The organism is Pseudomonas sp. ATCC PTA-122608 (assembly GCF_001952855.1).
Lineage (GTDB): Bacteria > Pseudomonadota > Gammaproteobacteria > Pseudomonadales > Pseudomonadaceae > Aquipseudomonas.
Window position 1 is genome coordinate 1 of the sequence record NZ_LPNO01000005.1, and the last position, 16,008, is coordinate 16,008.

Genomic DNA, 16,008 nt, shown 5'->3' on the forward strand with positions numbered 1-16,008 from the left:
CTTAGCGACATCCACGCCGATGATTGATTGCAAGACAGTCATTGCCATGAAAAACGCTCCGGGTTAGGGTTTATGGGCTTGTCGGGGCTTCACCGTTGCGCTGGCTTGCTTCTATCGTCGGTCATGGCCGATGCATTCCTTATCGGCGCTTTGGTGAAGGGGTGGGGCGAAGTCTCCCACGGTCTGTACTGGCTAGAGTCAGATGCTGGCTTTTAGTCCCACCACCCCTACAAGTCTAACCATACAAGCGGGCTTGCTCGCGAAAGCGGTGGTTCAGTGCCAGATGTACTGACTGACACACCGCTTTCGCGAGCAAGCCCGCTCCCACATTTGTTTTGTGGTGTGGCCAGGATTCCGCGCACAAAAAAAATCCCCGTATCTTCCGATACGAGGATTTTTAATATGGTCGGGGTAAGGGGATTCGAACTCCTGACATCCTGCTCCCAAAGCAGGCGCGCTACCGGACTGCGCTATACCCCGGTAAAAAAAAGGCGACCTCTCAGTCGCCTTCTTCGATCAGCGCTTTTGGCCTCTGATCTTAAGATTCGATTCCAGCGTTAACTGGTCTCAAAAATGGTGGGTCGTGTGGGATTCGAACCTACGACCAATTGGTTAAAAGCCAACTGCTCTACCAACTGAGCTAACGACCCAAATATGGTCGGGGTAAGGGGATTCGAACTCCTGACATCCTGCTCCCAAAGCAGGCGCGCTACCGGACTGCGCTATACCCCGGTTTTGAAATTGGCTCCGTGACCAGGACTCGAACCTGGGACCCAATGATTAACAGTCATTTGCTCTACCGACTGAGCTATCACGGAACTACATATTTCAAAGTGTTACGTTGTTGCTTGTTACCTTCTCTTCGATGCTTCCGTATCGCTACGTTAGTGTCTCTGAGGCGCGCTATTCTACAATCTTAAAAACCCCTGTCAACCCTTTAAATTGCTTTTAAGACAATGATTTGCGCTTCTTTCTGATTTCTCCTTGGGGAGAAGAAACCGTTGGGCTGACGTTGCTGCGGGGCGCACTTTACAAGCCTTTGCCTTACAGTTCAACGCCCTATCGAAAAAAAAGGCCCCGCAATGCGGGGCCTCTTCTTATAGCAGTACCACTCGAGCTTAGTGGAAGACGATTTCGTCGTTCTCCACCGTCGCCTCGACGCTGGTGCCCGGCATAAAGCTGCCCGACAGGATCAACTGTGCCAACGGGTTCTCGATCCAGCGCTGGATCGCACGCTTCAACGGCCGTGCGCCATACACCGGGTCGTAACCGACAGCGATCAGCTTGTCCAACGCCTCGCGGCTCAGGTCCAGGGACAACTCACGTTCCGCCAGACGGCTACGCAGGCGGCCCAACTGGATCTCGGTGATGCCCGCGATCTGATCTCGTGCCAGAGGCTCGAAGATCACTACTTCATCGACCCGGTTGATGAACTCCGGCCGGAAGTGGCTGGTCAGCGCGTCCATCACGGCTGCGCGCTGGGCTTCACGATCACCCACCAGTTCCTGGATCTGTACCGAACCCAGGTTGGAGGTCATCACGATCACCGTATTGCGGAAATCCACGGTACGTCCGTGACTGTCCGTCAGGCGGCCATCTTCCAGCACTTGCAGCAACACGTTGAACACATCCGGGTGGGCCTTCTCGACCTCGTCCAGAAGGATCACCGAGTAAGGCTTGCGCCGTACGGCCTCGGTCAGGTAACCGCCCTCCTCGTACCCTACATAGCCAGGTGGCGCCCCGATCAGGCGAGCCACGGAATGTTTCTCCATGAACTCGGACATATCGATCCGCACCATGGCCTCTTCGGTATCAAAGAGGAACTCGGCCAAAGCCTTGCACAGCTCGGTCTTACCCACGCCGGTCGGGCCGAGGAACATGAACGAGCCGCTCGGACGGTTCGGGTCGGACAACCCGGCCCGGGAACGCCGCACCGCGTTGGATACCGCGATCACTGCCTCGTCCTGGCCGATAACGCGCTGGTGCAACAGGCTTTCCATCTTCAGCAGCTTGTCGCGCTCGCCTTCGAGCATTTTCGACACAGGAATACCGGTCCACTTCGAGACAACTTCGGCGATTTCTTCCTCGGTCACCTTGCTGCGCAGCAACTGGTTCTCAGGCTTGCCGTGCTGGTCGACCATCTGCAGGCTGCGCTCCAGGTCCGGGATCACCCCGTACTGCAACTCGGCCATGCGGTTCAGGTCGCCTTTACGGCGCGCTGCTTCCAGCTCCTGGCGGGACTGTTCGATCTTTTGCTGGATCTGCGCAGAACCCTGCACTTCGGCTTTTTCCGAGGTCCAGATTTCTTCGAGGTCCGAATACTCGCGCTCAAGGCGAACAATTTCTTCCTGGAGTTTTTCCAGGCGTTTCTTCGCCGGCTCGTCCTCTTCTTTCTTCAGGGCCTGAGATTCAACTTTCAGCTGAATCAGGCGCCGATCCAGACGGTCCAGCACTTCAGGCTTCGAATCGATCTCCATCCGAATACGGCTGGCCGCTTCGTCGATCAGGTCGATGGCCTTGTCCGGCAACTGACGGTCAGTGATGTAGCGATGGCTCAACTTCGCCGCCGCAATGATCGCGCCGTCGGTGATCGCGACTTTATGGTGGACCTCATACCGCTCTTTCAGGCCCCGCAGGATCGCGATGGTGTCTTCTTCGCTCGGTTCTTCCACCAGTACTTTCTGGAAGCGACGCTCAAGGGCCGCATCCTTCTCGATGTACTGGCGATATTCGTTCAGCGTGGTTGCACCGACGCAATGCAACTCACCACGCGCCAGGGCTGGCTTGAGCATGTTGCCCGCATCCATCGAACCTTCGCCTTTACCGGCGCCGACCATGGTATGCAGTTCGTCGATAAACAGAATGATCTGCCCTTCCTGCTTCGACAGTTCATTCAGCAGGGACTTCAGGCGCTCTTCGAACTCGCCGCGGAACTTGGCGCCGGCAATCAGCGACCCCATGTCCAGGGACAGCAGGCGCTTGCCTTTAAGGCCGTCCGGCACTTCGCCATTAATGATGCGCTGGGCCAGGCCTTCGGCAATCGCAGTTTTACCCACGCCAGGTTCGCCGATCAGCACCGGGTTGTTCTTGGTGCGACGCTGCAGGACCTGGATGGTGCGACGAATCTCATCGTCACGACCGATCACCGGATCGAGCTTGCCTTCTTCGGCGCGCTTGGTCAGGTCGACGGTGTATTTGTCCAGGGCTTGGCGCGACTCCTCGTGGTTAGGATCATTTACCGCTTCGCCGCCACGCAGGTTGTTGATGGCATTTTCCAGGGCTTTTTTGCTCACGCCCTGGCCCAGCAACAATTTGCCAAGTTTGCTGTTGTCGTCCATGGCGGCGAGCAGCACCAGTTCGCTGGAGATGAACTGGTCACCCTTCTGCTGGGCCAGGCGGTCTGCCTGATTCAACAAGCGCGCTAAGTCCTGGGACATGTTCACGTCGCCGGTAGGATTTTGGATTTTCGGCAGTTGGTCGAGCTCTTTGCTCAACTCCTTGCGCAGGCTGTTGACGTCGAAGCCCACCTGCATCAGCAACGGCTTGATGGAACCGCCTTGTTGCTCCAGGAGCGCTTGCATCAAGTGCGCAGGCTCGATGGCCGGATGGTCAAGGCCAACCGCCAGGGATTGAGAATCAGATAATGCCAACTGCAATTTGCTGGTTAAACGATCAATACGCATTAGTCACCTTCCTTTTGAGCAGGCCGGAGCTATAAACACATCCTGAATGAAGAAACCTGCCAGATACCCCTATAGATGTGGTCGATTCTGGGAGATTCAAGCTGCCAATAGTTGACGCAGGTCAGGAGAGTCTAGCGTTCAAGCCAGATAAGGGAGGCAAACCGACCGGTGCGCGGGCTGCGACGGTAGGAATAGAAGCGGGGATCGGTCACGGTACACAAGCCGCCACCGTACACAGCCGTGACGCCGCGGGCTGCGAGCCGCAGGCGGGCCAGTTGGTAAATGTCCGCCATGAACTTGCCCGGGTTCTGACTGGGGACGAACGCCTCAATCGTTTCCGGAAGTTGCTGCATAAAGGCTTCACGCACTTCCGGCCCCACTTCGAAGGCTTGCGGGCCGATGGCCGGGCCCAGCCAAACCAGCACTTCGCCAGGTTCGGCATCCAGGCTTTCGAAAGCGGCTTCCAGAACTCCCGCAGCCAGGCCACGCCAACCGGCATGGGCAGCAGCGACGCGGGTGCCGGCGCGATTGCAAAACAAGGCAGGCAAGCAGTCAGCCGTCATCGATGTGCAGGCGACGCCTGGGGTGCTGGTCCAACTGCCATCTGCCTCGGCAGTACGACCGGGGTCCGCCTCAACCACAACCACACCGTGAACCTGACGCAGCCAGGCTGGCTGAATATTGAGGGCATCGGTGAGGCGACGACGATTTTCGAGGACGGCTTCGAGGCTATCCTCAACGTGATCGCCGAGATTGAGGCTGTCGAACGGCGCCAGACTGACGCCGCCCGCACGGGTGGTAACGCAGGCTTTCACCCCGGCCGGCGCAGGCCAGTCAGGAATCAGCCAGTCACTCATCCGATGAACGCCTCGCGATCCTGCTTGAGCAGCGACAACAACCAGACAAAATCGTCTGGAAGTGGCGATTCCCAGCTCATCCGCTTACCGCTCGTCGGATGATCCAGTTCCAGGAAGCGTGCATGCAGTGCCTGGCGCGGGAAGGTTTTCAACGAATCAACCATGGTTGCACTGGCCGCCGGCGGAATACGGAAGCGGCCACCGTAGGCCGGATCTCCGACCAACGGGAAGTTGATGTGCGCCATGTGCACCCGAATCTGGTGGGTACGACCGGTTTCCAGCTTGACCCGCACGTGGGTGTGGGAGCGGAAACGCTCGAGCACGCGGTAGTGGCTGACAGCTTGTTTGCCACCTTCCATTACCGCCATGCGCTGGCGCTGCTGGCCGTGGCGACCGATCGGGGCATTGATTTTGCCACCTGCGGTTACCACGCCGATCACGATGCATTCATAGATGCGGCTGACGCTGCGGCTCTGCAGTTGTGTGACCAGCTGCGTCTGCGCCTGAATGGTCTTGGCCACCACCATAAGGCCGGTGGTGTCCTTGTCCAGACGGTGCACGATGCCGCAGCGCGGAACATTGATGATGTCCGGCACGTGGTGCAGCAAGGCATTGAGCAGGGTGCCATCAGCGTGCCCGGCAGCCGGGTGAACCACCAGGCCTGCGGGTTTATTGATCACCAGGATGTCGTCGTCTTCATAGACGATGTCCAGTTCAATGTCCTGGGCGATCCATTCTCCCTGGGCTTCCTGCTCGGCAGTCAGCTCAAGAATCGCACCACCATGAACTATGTCTCGCGGGCGGATAACCGCTCCATCCACAGTCAGGCGGCCGTCTTTGATCCAGGCGGAAAGGCGCGAGCGCGAGTGCTCAGCGAATAATTGTGCGGCGACTTGATCGAGGCGTTGGCCGCCCAATTCGGACGGCACCTCTGCGCGAAGTTCAATTTTATCGGACATGCTCAGACTAGGCGTGGCACAGCCTTTGGTTTCGGCTGCGCGCTTGTGGTTAAATACGGCGTCTTTTGCCCCGAGGCTTTCCAAGGGGCGCTCATCATAACAGGACGGCCCCGCCCAAGACAGCGGCCGTCATAGGGACGCAAGCCGCCATGCAAGTGAAACACCTGCTGCTGATCGCCATCCTCGCCATGACTGCTGCTTGCTCGTCAACAAAGGAAGTCGTCGACGAAAACCTGAGCGAGGTCGAGCTGTACCAACAAGCTCAGACCGACCTGAACAACCACAGCTACACCAGCGCCACGGCAAAGCTGAAGGCACTGGAGTCGCGGTATCCGTTCGGGCGCTACGCCGACCAGGCCCAGCTCGAGCTGATCTACGCCAACTACAAGAACGCCGAGCCGGAAGCTGCCAAGTCCGCCGCCGAGCGTTTTATTCGCCTGCACCCACAACATCCGAACGTGGACTACGCCTACTACCTCAAGGGCCTGACCTCGTTTGACCAGGACGTTGGCCTGCTGGCGCGCTTCCTGCCGCTGGACATGACCCAGCGTGACCCGGGTGCTGCCCGCGACTCCTACAACGAGTTCGCCCAGCTGACCAGTCGCTACCCGAACAGCCGCTACGCGCCGGACGCCAAGCAGCGCATGATCTACCTGCGCAACCTGCTGGCCTCCTACGAGATCCACGTAGCCCACTACTACCTGACCCGTCAGGCGTACGTTGCTGCCGCGAACCGTGGCCGCTATGTAGTGGAAAACTTCCAGGAAACCCCATCCGTGGGTGACGGCCTGGCCGTGATGACCGAGGCTTACCAGCGCCTGCACCTGGACGCCCTGGCGGCCACCAGCCTGGAAACCCTGAAGCTCAACTACCCGGACCACCCAAGCCTGAAGGACGGCCAGTTCGTACCGCAGGTTGCCGAAGCCGACAACCGTTCGTGGTTGAGCAAATACACCCTGGGCCTGATCGAGTCCCGTCCACCGCTGCCGCCGGGTGAAACCCGCGCCAACCAGGACATCATCAAGCAATACCAGGACGCCAAGGATTCGATCCCGTCGGACCTCAAGCCGCGTGACGAAAACGGCGACATCATCGAAGAGCAAGGGCCTCAAGCCCTGGGCAACAACGAAGATCGCTCGTGGTTCAGCTACATGACCTTCGGTGTCTTTGACTGATTGTTCGCCGCGATGCAAAAAGGGAGCTCTTGAGCTCCCTTTTTTATTGCGCTGCATAATTGCGCTGTGCGCCCATCACGTCCTTGGCTAAACTGGCGCATTACTTGTCGAGAAGCTGCCCACCATGGTTCGTCTACTGTTCTGGATTGCCGTTATTGCTGCCGCGGTATGGATTTGGCGCAAATTCAAAAGCCCGGCCGCCAAACAGCAGCGGCCCAGCGAGCAAGGCACGATCCAGATGGTTCGTTGCGCTCACTGCGGCCTTCATCTGCCGCAGGATCGAGCCTTGAGCCTGCGCCAGGAGTGGTATTGCACCCAGGCGCATCTGGAGCAGGGTCCGAAGGCTATCCAGCGTTGATCCGGCCTGCCGGCGCGTAGGGCGTCGGATCAATGATCGGCTTATGCTCCAGCAACAAATCGGCAAACAACTGACAGGACGCCGGCGCCAGCACCAGGCCATTGCGGTAATGCCCGCAATTGAGCCATAGCCCGTCAAACCCTGGCACCTTGCCGATATAGGGAATGCCTTCCGGCGATCCTGGCCGCAAGCCGGCCCAATGCCCCACCACCTCGGCATCGGCGAGGGCCGGAATCAACTCGACGGCAGAGGCTTTCAGGCTTTCCAGGGCGGAATCGGTGGGCGTCTTGTCGAACCCCTCATGCTCCAGCGTACTGCCGATCAGGATGTGACCGTCTCGCCGCGGAATCGCATAACGCCCCTTGGCCAGGACCATGCACGATAGGAAGTCCGACGCGCATTTGTACAAGATCATCTGCCCCTTGACCGGCTCAACAGGCAATGCCAGCCCCAGGCTACCCAGCAACTCACCGCTCCAGGCCCCGGCAGCGAGCACTACCTGATCGCCACGGATCGGCCCAAGAGCTGTATTCACCCCGACAACCTTGCCGCCCTCCTGAATAAACCCTTCAACCGCGCACTGCTCGTGAATCGTCACGCCCGGCAGGGCCAACAAGGCTGCCTTGAGGGATTTGACCAACCGCGGATTACGCACATTGGCCACATCCGCCATATAGATCGCCTGGGAAAACCCGGCACCCAGCACCGGCACAGCGTCATGGGCCGCTGAAACATCCACCTTGCTCAGCGGGCGCCCTTCGCGCGCCGCCCAGGCAAGCGCCTCGGCCTCATCGTCAAGGTCCAGCCAATACAGGCCCGTGGTGTGAACTTCCGGGTCAACGCCTGTAGCGGCGAACAAACGCTCTGCCAGTTGCGGGTAAAAATCCTGGGACCAGTGCGCCAGTGCCGTCACCGCCGGGCTATAGCGCCATGGGTACAGCGGGGAAACAATGCCGCCACCAGCCCAGGAAGACTCCTGCCCGACCGCCGAGCGATCCAGCAACACCACCGTCTGCCCCTGGGTCGCCAGGTTGAACGCCGTCAACAAGCCAATTACCCCGCCACCCACAACCACTACTTGCTGTTGCTTAGCCATTGTTCGATCCAGCCGATAAAAAGAAAAAGGCACGCCCGGCGCCCAATCGTCCAGCTTCCTCATCATTGCCCCCAGCACGCCTTGCGCGTCATGTCAGGCACGGCGCCCGGATTGCTTCGCGCACCGGCACTGGTCAGGCTGAAGGCTGCACAGGGATCGCTCGCCATCACCGAATCAGCTGCGGGCGTGGCAAGCAGAACGAAATCCTGAGGGTTCAATGCAGGGGTGATTCTATAGCGATCATTGCCGGCGATGACGCCAGTCGCATCAATAAAAGTGCCGTTCCTCGCGTAATAACGCTCCAGGTGCTGAGCTTGCTCGGTCAGCAACCCGGCAATTTCGGCGCGATAGACCTTTTTCATATGGTTCGTATAGCCGGGATAGGCGACGCCAACCAGAAGGCCGATGATCGCCACGGCGATCAATAATTCGATCAGGGTGAAACCAGTGCAATCCTTGCTCATCCCGCTTACCTATTGAAGTTGTCGCCACATGATTCGTCGAAAACGCTCACCGGCGCCGCTGCCCACGCGCGCATACACCGTCTCCAGGACGGAACGCGAATGACCGCTGATTCCCACCGAAGTCACTCGATAGAGGGTGGCTTGGGTCTCTGCCGGAAGGTGAGCCAAGCCCATTCCCGGCCCAAGATTCTGAATACCGTAGACGCCATCTTTCATCCCCACCCAAGTGACAGCCGACACAGGGTTCGTCCCAGGCCCTACTACCGAAACCGACTCGGGAGGTGGCGCACACGCAACAGTCGATTGACAAGGACGCAAGCCAAAACCAGGTGCCTGCACCACAGACTCTCCAAGCCTGAGGCCGCTTTCAGCCAGCTGAAACGACTGGTTGCGCTGCCGAACGCTGCCGGTCATTTTTTCTTGCGAGATTGCCCCCTGCATCGAAGACAACCCGAGGAGCGCCAACAACAGCAGGAATACCAGGCTGATCAGCAAAACCATACCGGCCTGCCTCGAACGAGAGCGGTAATAACCCATGGGCAAGCTACTCCAGACGATTACGTAGCGCCGCCACAACGCTGTAGGTCTGGTCTTTCACTCGCCCATTTGGATCCTGAAGCGTCAGCAGAATCCGCACGCTGCGTATCAGCGACTCATCACCGGGGTTGGGGTCGTATCGGGTGACAATCGTTGAGCCCGCCTTCCCGGCCACCCCGAAACTGATATCAAAAGCCCCCACGTTATCCACCAGCACTGCCTTGCTCGGGGCTGCCAACGTGCTGAGCTTTAACTGCCCGCCCTCGAAGGTGTAGGTCAGCTTGCGCAATGGAAAGTGGATCTGCCCGGGCGCTGGTGTCGGTGGGCTTCCCGCGTAGGCGTAGGCAGATCCGGTGCAATCGGAAAGCACTGTCCAGTCAGGCTTGCTGCCACCCTCTCCGACGTCAGCAGTTACCAGCGTCAGCGACCGGGAGTTGCCGGTGGCACTCCAGCCGATGGGGCGGTCGAACCCTGCGGGAGCGTTGCTGATTGATGCAGTGGACAGGCAACCAAACATGCCTGCCTGGCGTATTTCCTGAACCAGCTTGCCCAAGACGAACCGTGCATCATCCTGCAACAGCGAAGCTGCACTTTGGTTGTCACGGGTGGCTCGGGAGCTGAGCGCGATCTGGGTCACACCCATGATCAACAACAATCCTAGCGCCAACGCCAGCAACAGCTCCACCAGGCTAAAACCGCGAGCGGGGCCGCTCATGGCAACCCCCTCGGGTCAACAGCAACCCGGCTGGTCAGGGTGAACGTTTCCCGGGCGCCTTGAGCCTTCGCCCCACGGGAGTCATCCCAACTGATGCTGATGGTCACCTCTCGCTGATTGACCGCAACCGAACCCTTGGCGCTCTCCCCCGCAAATCCCGCGATGTTGGCTTCGAAATCGTGCAGGTCCAGATCACGGACACTCGCGACCGAAGTGCTGGAGGGCGCGCGCTCGCTCTGCCCCCATGAGTAATCAGCGCCCGAGTTGGCGCGGATGCGGTCAAGCATGTCGTACGCAATAAAACTGGCCTGGCTGGTCATCCTGGAACTGTCGGTGTACTTCAAGGCATTGAGCTGAATCACCGCAGCCCCCAGCAGGCCGACGGCGAGGATCAACACAGATACCAGGACCTCGATCAGGGTCATCCCGGCCTGGGTCAATTGAGGGTGATTCGTTACGGGGAAAGCGATCATTACCATCGTCATCCATGTCGAAGGTCATCAAAAAGCAGCGGAAAATCTGCCGTGCGATGCAAGACTAGCGCCGGTCTTGCCTGAGCGCTGCACCCCGGAACAAAGCGAAATACTTTGGACAGGATGGCCATCATTCGCCACGCCGGACTGGCCGCTATAACTAAGTCTGCCATTCGGCATCCACTGAAAAAGCACACCGCGTCCACGGAGGGACGGCACATGAAACAACGAGGTTTCTCTCTGATTGAGCTAGTTCTGGGTCTGTTCCTGAGCGGCATCCTGGCCAATCTGGCAGTGCCGAGTCTCAAGGGGCTGCTTGAATCGCAACGTCGCCAGAGCGCCGCAGAATCACTCGCCGGCGGGGTGCGTTACGCCCGCACGGAAGCCATCGCGCGTAATCGCACGGTGGTTATCCATGCACTGGAGGATGACTGGAGCCGGGGATGGAGGGTGGTACTGGACCTGAACGGCCGCGGCCATCTGGACGACAAAAACCCGGTGCTGCTGGAGCGCCAGGACAGTGGCCAGATACCCATTGTGGGCAATACGCCAGTGCGAACCCAGATACGCTTCAGCGGCTTGGGCGAACCGCTGCTGTCAGCAGGGGCTTTCAGCGCCGGCACCGTTCACGTGTGCGCGACGGACCAGCAACTGAGCCTGTATCAAGTAGTGCTGGCCGCCAGCGGGCGCATTAGCCTGCGCAGTAACAAAACCGAGCAGGCGCTGTGCCGGGGCTATGCCGGCACCTTGGGACTCAGAGCAGCGAGCGAACCCGCAGCTCCTTGGGCATGGAGAAAGTGATGTTCTCTTCACGGCCCGCCAGCTCATCAGCGCCTGTGGCGCCCCAGGCCTGCAGTTGCTGAATAACGCCGCGAACCAGCACTTCCGGGGCCGAGGCACCCGCCGTGATGCCGATGCGCTCGACGCCATCGAACCAGCTGCGCTGCATGTCTTCGGCACCATCGATCAAATAGGCCGGAGTGGCCATGCGCTCGGCCAGTTCACGCAAACGGTTGGAGTTGGAGCTGTTAGGGCTACCCACCACCAGCACCACGTCGCATTCGTCGGCCAATTGCTTGACCGCATCCTGACGGTTTTGCGTGGCGTAGCAGATGTCGTCCTTGCGTGGCCCGCCAATCGCGGGGAAGCGCGTACGCAACGCATCGATGACGCGGCTGGTGTCGTCCATGGACAGGGTGGTCTGGGTAACGAAGGCCAGCTTTTCAGGGTTGTGCACCTGCAACGCGGCGACGTCTTTTTCGTCTTCTACCAGGTAGATCGCGCCGCCATTGCTGGCGTCGTACTGGCCCATGGTGCCTTCGACTTCCGGGTGACCGGCGTGGCCAATCAGGATGCATTCACGACCATCACGGCTGTAGCGCGCGACCTCGATGTGCACCTTGGTCACCAGCGGGCAGGTGGCGTCGAACACTTTCAGGCCACGGCCTGCTGCTTCAGTGCGCACGGCCTGGGAAACGCCGTGGGCGCTGAAGATAACGATAACGTCGTCCGGCACCTGGTCAAGTTCTTCAACGAAGATGGCCCCGCGGCTGCGCAGGTCTTCGACCACGAATTTGTTGTGGACGACTTCATGGCGCACGTAAATCGGCGGCCCGAAGACTTCCAGGGCGCGGTTGACGATTTCAATCGCCCGGTCCACGCCGGCGCAGAAGCCACGGGGGTTGGCGAGTTTGATTTGCATGCTGTGCCTCGTGTCTTGCCCTGAGGAGCGAGCTTGTGTGGCGAGGGAGCTTGCTCCCGCTGGGCTGCGAAGCAGCCCCAACCTGGGCAATCGAGACACATCAGGTGTATCTCGATGAACAGTTTGGGAGTGCTACGCACTCCAACGGGAGCAAGCTCCCTCGCCACAACAAGCTCGCTCCTACAGTAGGCCGATTTCGTTAGTTACAGCGCTTTAACGTCGATGATTTCGACATCAAAGGTCAAGGTTTTCCCGGCCAACGGGTGGTTGAAGTCGATGGTCACTTGCGCGTCATCAAAAGCTTTCACCACACCCGGCAGTTCGGTGTTCGCCGCATCATTGAAGATCACCAGCAAGCCTTCCGACAGTTCCATGTCCTGGAACTGCGAACGCGGGATGATCTGTACGTTTTGCGGGTTGGGCTGGCCAAAGGCGTTTTCCGGCAGGATCTGCAGGTTGCGCTTGTCGCCGGCCTTGAAGCCGAACAGTGCCGCTTCGAAACCCGGCAGCAGGTTGCCGTCGCCGACCTTAAAGGTCGCCGGGGCCTTGTCGAACGTGCTGTCGACCGTGTCGCCATTCTCCAGGCGCAATGCGAAATGCAAGGTGACTTCCGTGTTCTGGCCGATGCGTTGCTCAGCCAATACCTGTTCAGTCATGAACGGTCTCTCCGGTTTTCTTACTTTTGAACATATCCAACGCCAGCATGATTGCACCGACGGTGATGGCGCTGTCGGCAAAGTTGAACGCCGGGAAGTACCAGCGGTTCTGCCAATGCACCAGAATAAAGTCGATCACATGGCCCAGGGCAATGCGGTCGTACAAGTTGCCCAATGCACCACCGAGCACCAGGGCAAGTGCCACGGCCAGCCAGGTGTCATCGCGCCCCAGGCGTTTGAGCCAGACCACCAGCACGGCACTGACCACCACGGCGATCAGGGCAAACAGCCAGCGCTGCCAGCCGGAGCTGTCAGCCAGGAAGCTGAACGCAGCACCGGTGTTATAGGCCAGGGTCCAGCTGAAGTAGTCGGGAATCACCACGATCTGCTGGTACATCTCCAGGGCGCCTTCGAAGTGAGCCTTGCTGAGCTGGTCAATGACCAGCACCAGCACGCTCAATACGAGCAAGCCCAGGCGTCCAAAACGACTGGCTTCAGGCATAGTGACGGACCTCGCCAGCGCCAGAGATGTTGTCGACGCAACGACCGCAGATTTCCGGATGCTCAGGGTTCACGCCGACATCTTCACGGCAGTGCCAGCAACGGGCGCACTTGGCGAAGGACGACTTGACCACTTTGAGCTTGAGGCCCGGGACTTCGGTCGCGACGGCATCCGCAGGTGCCTGGGCAAACGGCGCCAGGCTGGCGGTCGAGGTGATCAAGACGAAGCGCAGTTCGTTGCTCAGCTTCGCCAGGTCAGCGGTCAGGCCTTCCTCGGCAAACAGCGTGACTTCGGCCTGCAAGTTGCCGCCAACGGCCTTCGCCGCGCGCTGCACTTCCAGTTCCTTGTTCACGGCAACCTTGACGGCCATCACGCCTTCCCAGTACTCGCGGCCCAGCTCGAAGTCGGCCGGCAATTCGGTCAGGCCTTCGTACCAGGTGTTGAGCATGACGGACTCGTTACGCTCGCCCGGCAGGTATTCCCAGAACTCGTCGGCGGTGAAAGCCAGGATCGGGGCGATCCAGCGCACCAGCGCTTCAGAGATATGGTACAGCGCGGTCTGCGCCGAACGGCGGGCCTTGCTGTTGGCACCGGTGGTGTACTGGCGGTCCTTGATGATGTCGAGGTAGAAACCACCCAGCTCCTGCACGCAGAAGTTGTGGATCTTCGAATAGACGTTCCAGAAGCGGTATTCACCGTAGTGCTCTTGCAGCTCGCGCTGCAGCAACAGGGTACGGTCCACGGCCCAACGGTCCAGGGCGAGCATTTCCTCGGCCGGCAGGATGTCGGTGGCGGGGTTGAAACCGGTCAGGTTCGATAGCATGAAGCGTGCGGTATTACGGATCCGGCGGTAGGCATCGGCACTGCGCTGCAGGATCTGCTCGGACACGGCCATCTCGCCCGAATAATCGGTAGAGGCAACCCACAGGCGCATGATGTCCGCGCCCAGGGTGTCGTTGACCTTTTGCGGCGCGATCACGTTGCCCAGGGACTTGGACATCTTGCGACCGTTCTCGTCGACAGTGAAGCCGTGGGTCAGCAGCTCGCGGTACGGGGCGTGATCGTCGATCGCGCAGCCGGTCAGCAACGAGGAGTGGAACCAGCCACGGTGTTGGTCGGAACCTTCCAGGTACAGATCGGCACGCGGGCCAGTCTCGTGACCCATCGGGTGCGAACCGCGCAATACATGCCAGTGAGTGGTACCGGAGTCGAACCAGACGTCCAGGGTGTCGCTGATCTTGTCGTACAGCGGCGCTTCTTCGCCCAGCAGCTCGGCGGCGTCCAGCTTGAACCAGGCTTCGATGCCTTCTTGCTCAACACGCTGGGCAACCACTTCCATCAGTTCGACGGTACGTGGGTGCAGCTCGCCGCTTTCCTTGTTCAGGAAGAACGGGATCGGTACGCCCCAGTTGCGCTGGCGGGAGATGCACCAGTCCGGACGGTTGGCGATCATCGAGTGCAGGCGCGCCTGACCCCAGGCCGGAACGAACTTGGTGTCTTCGATCGCCTTGATCGCGCGGTTACGCAGGGTGTCGCCGCTGGTCGGCTCTTTGTCCATGCCGATAAACCACTGCGCGGTGGCGCGGTAGATCAGCGGGGTCTTGTGACGCCAGCAGTGCATGTAGCTGTGGGTGATGGTTTCGGTGTGCAGCAGCGCACCGACTTCAGCCAGCTTGTCGACGATCGCCGGGTTGGCCTTGAAGATGAACTGGCCACCGAAGAATTCCAGGGACGGCGCGTACACGCCGTTGCTTTGCACTGGGTTGATGATGTCGTCGTTGACCAGGCCGTACTGCTTGCAGATCACGAAGTCGTCTACACCATAGGCAGGCGAGCAGTGAACCACGCCGGTGCCGGCGCCCAGTTCAACGTACTCGGCCAGGTAGATTGGCGACAGGCGGTCGTAGAACGGGTGACGGAAGTTGATCAGCTCCAGCGCGGAGCCGGTGGTGGTCGCGATTACCGAGCCTTGCAGGTTGTAGCGGGCAAGGCACGCCTCGACCAGCTCTTCAGCCAGCACCAGCAGCTTGTCACCGACGTCCACCAGGGCGTAGGTGAATTCCGGGTGCACGTTCAGCGCCTGGTTGGCCGGGATGGTCCACGGGGTGGTGGTCCAGATCACGATGGAGGCTGGCTTGGCCAGGCTCGCGAGACCGAAGGCTTCAGCCAGTTTGGCTTCGTCGGCGATCGGGAAGGCGACGTCGATGGTCGAGGACTTTTTGTCTTCGTACTCGACTTCTGCTTCAGCCAGGGCCGAGCCGCAATCGAAGCACCAGTTCACGGGCTTGAGGCCCTTGAACACGAAACCGCCCTTGACGATTTCGGCCAAGGCGCGGATTTCACCGGCCTCGTTCTTGAAGTCCATGGTCTTGTAAGGGTTGGCCCAGTCGCCCAATACACCCAGGCGGATGAATTCGGACTTCTGCCCTTCGATCTGCTCGGTGGCGTAGGCACGGCACAGTTCGCGGGTTTTATCCGCGCCCAGGTTCTTGCCGTAGGTCACTTCGACTTTGTGTTCGATCGGCAGGCCGTGGCAGTCCCAGCCCGGGACATAAGGCGCGTCGAAACCCGAAAGGGTTTTCGAGCGGATGATCATGTCTTTGAGAATCTTGTTCAGTGCGTGACCGATGTGAATCGTGCCGTTGGCATAAGGAGGGCCGTCGTGCAGGACGAATTTCGGACGATCCTTGCCAATCTCGCGCAACTTTCCGTACAGGCCAATACTGTCCCAGCGCTGCAGGATCTGCGGTTCGCGCTGTGGCAGGCCGGCCTTCATTGGGAAGGCGGTGTCCGGAAGGTTTAGCGTGGCTTTATAGTCGGTCATTTAAGGC

15 protein-coding genes and 4 tRNA genes are annotated in these 16,008 nt (G+C 59.7%); 3 read left to right on the forward strand and 16 right to left on the reverse strand.

Annotated elements, in window-relative coordinates:
* Positions 1-403: 403 nt before the first annotated feature.
* The 7 genes from AU074_RS06295 to rluD form a co-directional block, all read right to left on the reverse strand.
* Positions 404-480: transfer RNA gene (locus AU074_RS06295), tRNA-Pro, on the reverse strand.
* A gap of 94 nt (positions 481-574) precedes the next feature.
* Positions 575-650, reverse strand: a tRNA-Lys gene (locus AU074_RS06300).
* Between the two features lie 5 nt (positions 651-655).
* Positions 656-732 (reverse strand) — tRNA-Pro (locus tag AU074_RS06305).
* 10 nt (positions 733-742) lie between these two features.
* Positions 743-818: transfer RNA gene (locus tag AU074_RS06310), tRNA-Asn, on the reverse strand.
* Positions 819-1,118: 300 nt separating this feature from the next.
* Complete coding sequence (clpB, locus tag AU074_RS06315; protein ID WP_076014000.1) at positions 1,119-3,683, reverse strand: ATP-dependent chaperone ClpB; 2,565 nt, start codon at positions 3,681-3,683, stop codon at positions 1,119-1,121.
* Between the two features lie 131 nt (positions 3,684-3,814).
* A complete protein-coding gene (gene pgeF, locus AU074_RS06320; RefSeq protein ID WP_076014001.1) occupies positions 3,815-4,540 on the reverse strand; it encodes a peptidoglycan editing factor PgeF in 726 nt (241 codons plus the stop codon).
* A complete protein-coding gene (rluD, locus tag AU074_RS06325; RefSeq protein ID WP_003215899.1) occupies positions 4,537-5,499 on the reverse strand; it encodes a 23S rRNA pseudouridine(1911/1915/1917) synthase RluD in 963 nt (320 codons plus the stop codon). Before rluD ends, pgeF begins: the two co-directional genes overlap by 4 nt.
* Positions 5,500-5,648: 149 nt before the next feature.
* Here rluD and AU074_RS06330 point away from each other — a divergent pair, with 149 nt between their 5' ends.
* Together AU074_RS06330 and AU074_RS06335 are read left to right on the forward strand one after the other, a co-directional pair.
* Positions 5,649-6,674: an outer membrane protein assembly factor BamD gene (locus AU074_RS06330; RefSeq protein WP_076014002.1), complete on the forward strand. Its 1,026-nt coding sequence runs from the start codon at positions 5,649-5,651 to the stop codon at positions 6,672-6,674.
* Positions 6,675-6,798: 124 nt separating this feature from the next.
* Positions 6,799-7,032 carry a PP0621 family protein gene (locus AU074_RS06335; RefSeq protein WP_076014003.1) on the forward strand — a complete coding sequence of 78 codons (234 nt, stop codon included), beginning with the start codon at positions 6,799-6,801 and terminating at the stop codon, positions 7,030-7,032.
* Here AU074_RS06335 and thiO read toward each other — a convergent pair.
* The 5 genes from thiO to pilV all read right to left on the reverse strand — a co-directional run bounded on the left by thiO (position 7,019) and on the right by pilV (position 10,317).
* On the reverse strand, positions 7,019-8,128 hold the full coding sequence (gene thiO, locus AU074_RS06340) for a glycine oxidase ThiO (protein WP_076014004.1): 1,110 nt from the start codon (positions 8,126-8,128) through the stop codon (positions 7,019-7,021). The genes AU074_RS06335 and thiO overlap by 14 nt on opposite strands.
* A gap of 62 nt (positions 8,129-8,190) precedes the next feature.
* Entirely contained in the window at positions 8,191-8,592 is a 402-nt protein-coding gene (locus AU074_RS06345) for a type IV pilin protein (RefSeq protein WP_076014005.1), read from the reverse strand.
* A gap of 9 nt (positions 8,593-8,601) precedes the next feature.
* Positions 8,602-9,129 carry a PilX N-terminal domain-containing pilus assembly protein gene (locus AU074_RS06350; RefSeq protein ID WP_076014006.1) on the reverse strand — a complete coding sequence of 176 codons (528 nt, stop codon included), beginning with the start codon at positions 9,127-9,129 and terminating at the stop codon, positions 8,602-8,604.
* 7 nt (positions 9,130-9,136) lie between these two features.
* A complete protein-coding gene (locus AU074_RS06355) occupies positions 9,137-9,844 on the reverse strand; it encodes a PilW family protein (protein WP_076014007.1) in 708 nt (235 codons plus the stop codon).
* Complete coding sequence (gene pilV, locus AU074_RS06360) at positions 9,841-10,317, reverse strand: type IV pilus modification protein PilV (protein WP_076014122.1); 477 nt, start codon at positions 10,315-10,317, stop codon at positions 9,841-9,843. The genes AU074_RS06355 and pilV overlap by 4 nt, the downstream gene beginning before the upstream one ends.
* A 219-nt stretch (positions 10,318-10,536) precedes the next feature.
* On the opposite strand from pilV, the gene AU074_RS06365 reads away from it, so the two are divergent.
* Positions 10,537-11,118, forward strand: coding sequence for a GspH/FimT family pseudopilin (locus tag AU074_RS06365; protein ID WP_076014008.1), 582 nt, complete (start codon positions 10,537-10,539; stop codon positions 11,116-11,118).
* Here the strand turns inward: AU074_RS06365 and ispH are convergent.
* The 4 genes from ispH to ileS form a co-directional block, all read right to left on the reverse strand.
* On the reverse strand, positions 11,072-12,019 hold the full coding sequence (gene ispH / locus AU074_RS06370) for a 4-hydroxy-3-methylbut-2-enyl diphosphate reductase (RefSeq protein WP_048724209.1): 948 nt from the start codon (positions 12,017-12,019) through the stop codon (positions 11,072-11,074). The genes AU074_RS06365 and ispH overlap by 47 nt on opposite strands.
* A gap of 203 nt (positions 12,020-12,222) precedes the next feature.
* Entirely contained in the window at positions 12,223-12,660 is a 438-nt protein-coding gene (gene fkpB / locus AU074_RS06375; protein ID WP_003215879.1) for an FKBP-type peptidyl-prolyl cis-trans isomerase, read from the reverse strand.
* Between the two features lie 7 nt (positions 12,661-12,667).
* On the reverse strand, positions 12,668-13,177 hold the full coding sequence (lspA, locus tag AU074_RS06380) for a signal peptidase II (protein WP_076014009.1): 510 nt from the start codon (positions 13,175-13,177) through the stop codon (positions 12,668-12,670).
* Entirely contained in the window at positions 13,170-16,001 is a 2,832-nt protein-coding gene (gene ileS, locus AU074_RS06385) for an isoleucine--tRNA ligase (RefSeq protein ID WP_076014010.1), read from the reverse strand. The genes lspA and ileS overlap by 8 nt, the downstream gene beginning before the upstream one ends.
* Between the last annotated feature and the right edge of the window lie 7 nt (positions 16,002-16,008).

What these genes read in the sequence shown, in the direction of transcription:
- pgeF (WP_076014001.1), bottom strand. Translation starts at nt 4,540, where the DNA reads ATGAGTGACTGGCTGATTCCTGACTGGCCTGCGCCGGCCGGGGTGAAA.
- AU074_RS06355 (WP_076014007.1), bottom strand. Translation starts at nt 9,844, where the DNA reads ATGAGCGGCCCCGCTCGCGGTTTTAGCCTGGTGGAGCTGTTGCTGGCG.
- AU074_RS06365 (WP_076014008.1), top strand. Translation starts at nt 10,537, where the DNA reads ATGAAACAACGAGGTTTCTCTCTGATTGAGCTAGTTCTGGGTCTGTTC.
- pilV (WP_076014122.1), bottom strand. Translation starts at nt 10,317, where the DNA reads ATGATCGCTTTCCCCGTAACGAATCACCCTCAATTGACCCAGGCCGGG.
- ispH (WP_048724209.1), bottom strand. Translation starts at nt 12,019, where the DNA reads ATGCAAATCAAACTCGCCAACCCCCGTGGCTTCTGCGCCGGCGTGGAC.
- thiO (WP_076014004.1), bottom strand. Translation starts at nt 8,128, where the DNA reads ATGGCTAAGCAACAGCAAGTAGTGGTTGTGGGTGGCGGGGTAATTGGC.
- AU074_RS06335 (WP_076014003.1), top strand. Translation starts at nt 6,799, where the DNA reads ATGGTTCGTCTACTGTTCTGGATTGCCGTTATTGCTGCCGCGGTATGG.
- AU074_RS06350 (WP_076014006.1), bottom strand. Translation starts at nt 9,129, where the DNA reads ATGGGTTATTACCGCTCTCGTTCGAGGCAGGCCGGTATGGTTTTGCTG.
- rluD (WP_003215899.1), bottom strand. Translation starts at nt 5,499, where the DNA reads ATGTCCGATAAAATTGAACTTCGCGCAGAGGTGCCGTCCGAATTGGGC.
- AU074_RS06345 (WP_076014005.1), bottom strand. Translation starts at nt 8,592, where the DNA reads ATGAGCAAGGATTGCACTGGTTTCACCCTGATCGAATTATTGATCGCC.
- ileS (WP_076014010.1), bottom strand. Translation starts at nt 16,001, where the DNA reads ATGACCGACTATAAAGCCACGCTAAACCTTCCGGACACCGCCTTCCCA.
- AU074_RS06330 (WP_076014002.1), top strand. Translation starts at nt 5,649, where the DNA reads ATGCAAGTGAAACACCTGCTGCTGATCGCCATCCTCGCCATGACTGCT.
- lspA (WP_076014009.1), bottom strand. Translation starts at nt 13,177, where the DNA reads ATGCCTGAAGCCAGTCGTTTTGGACGCCTGGGCTTGCTCGTATTGAGC.
- clpB (WP_076014000.1), bottom strand. Translation starts at nt 3,683, where the DNA reads ATGCGTATTGATCGTTTAACCAGCAAATTGCAGTTGGCATTATCTGAT.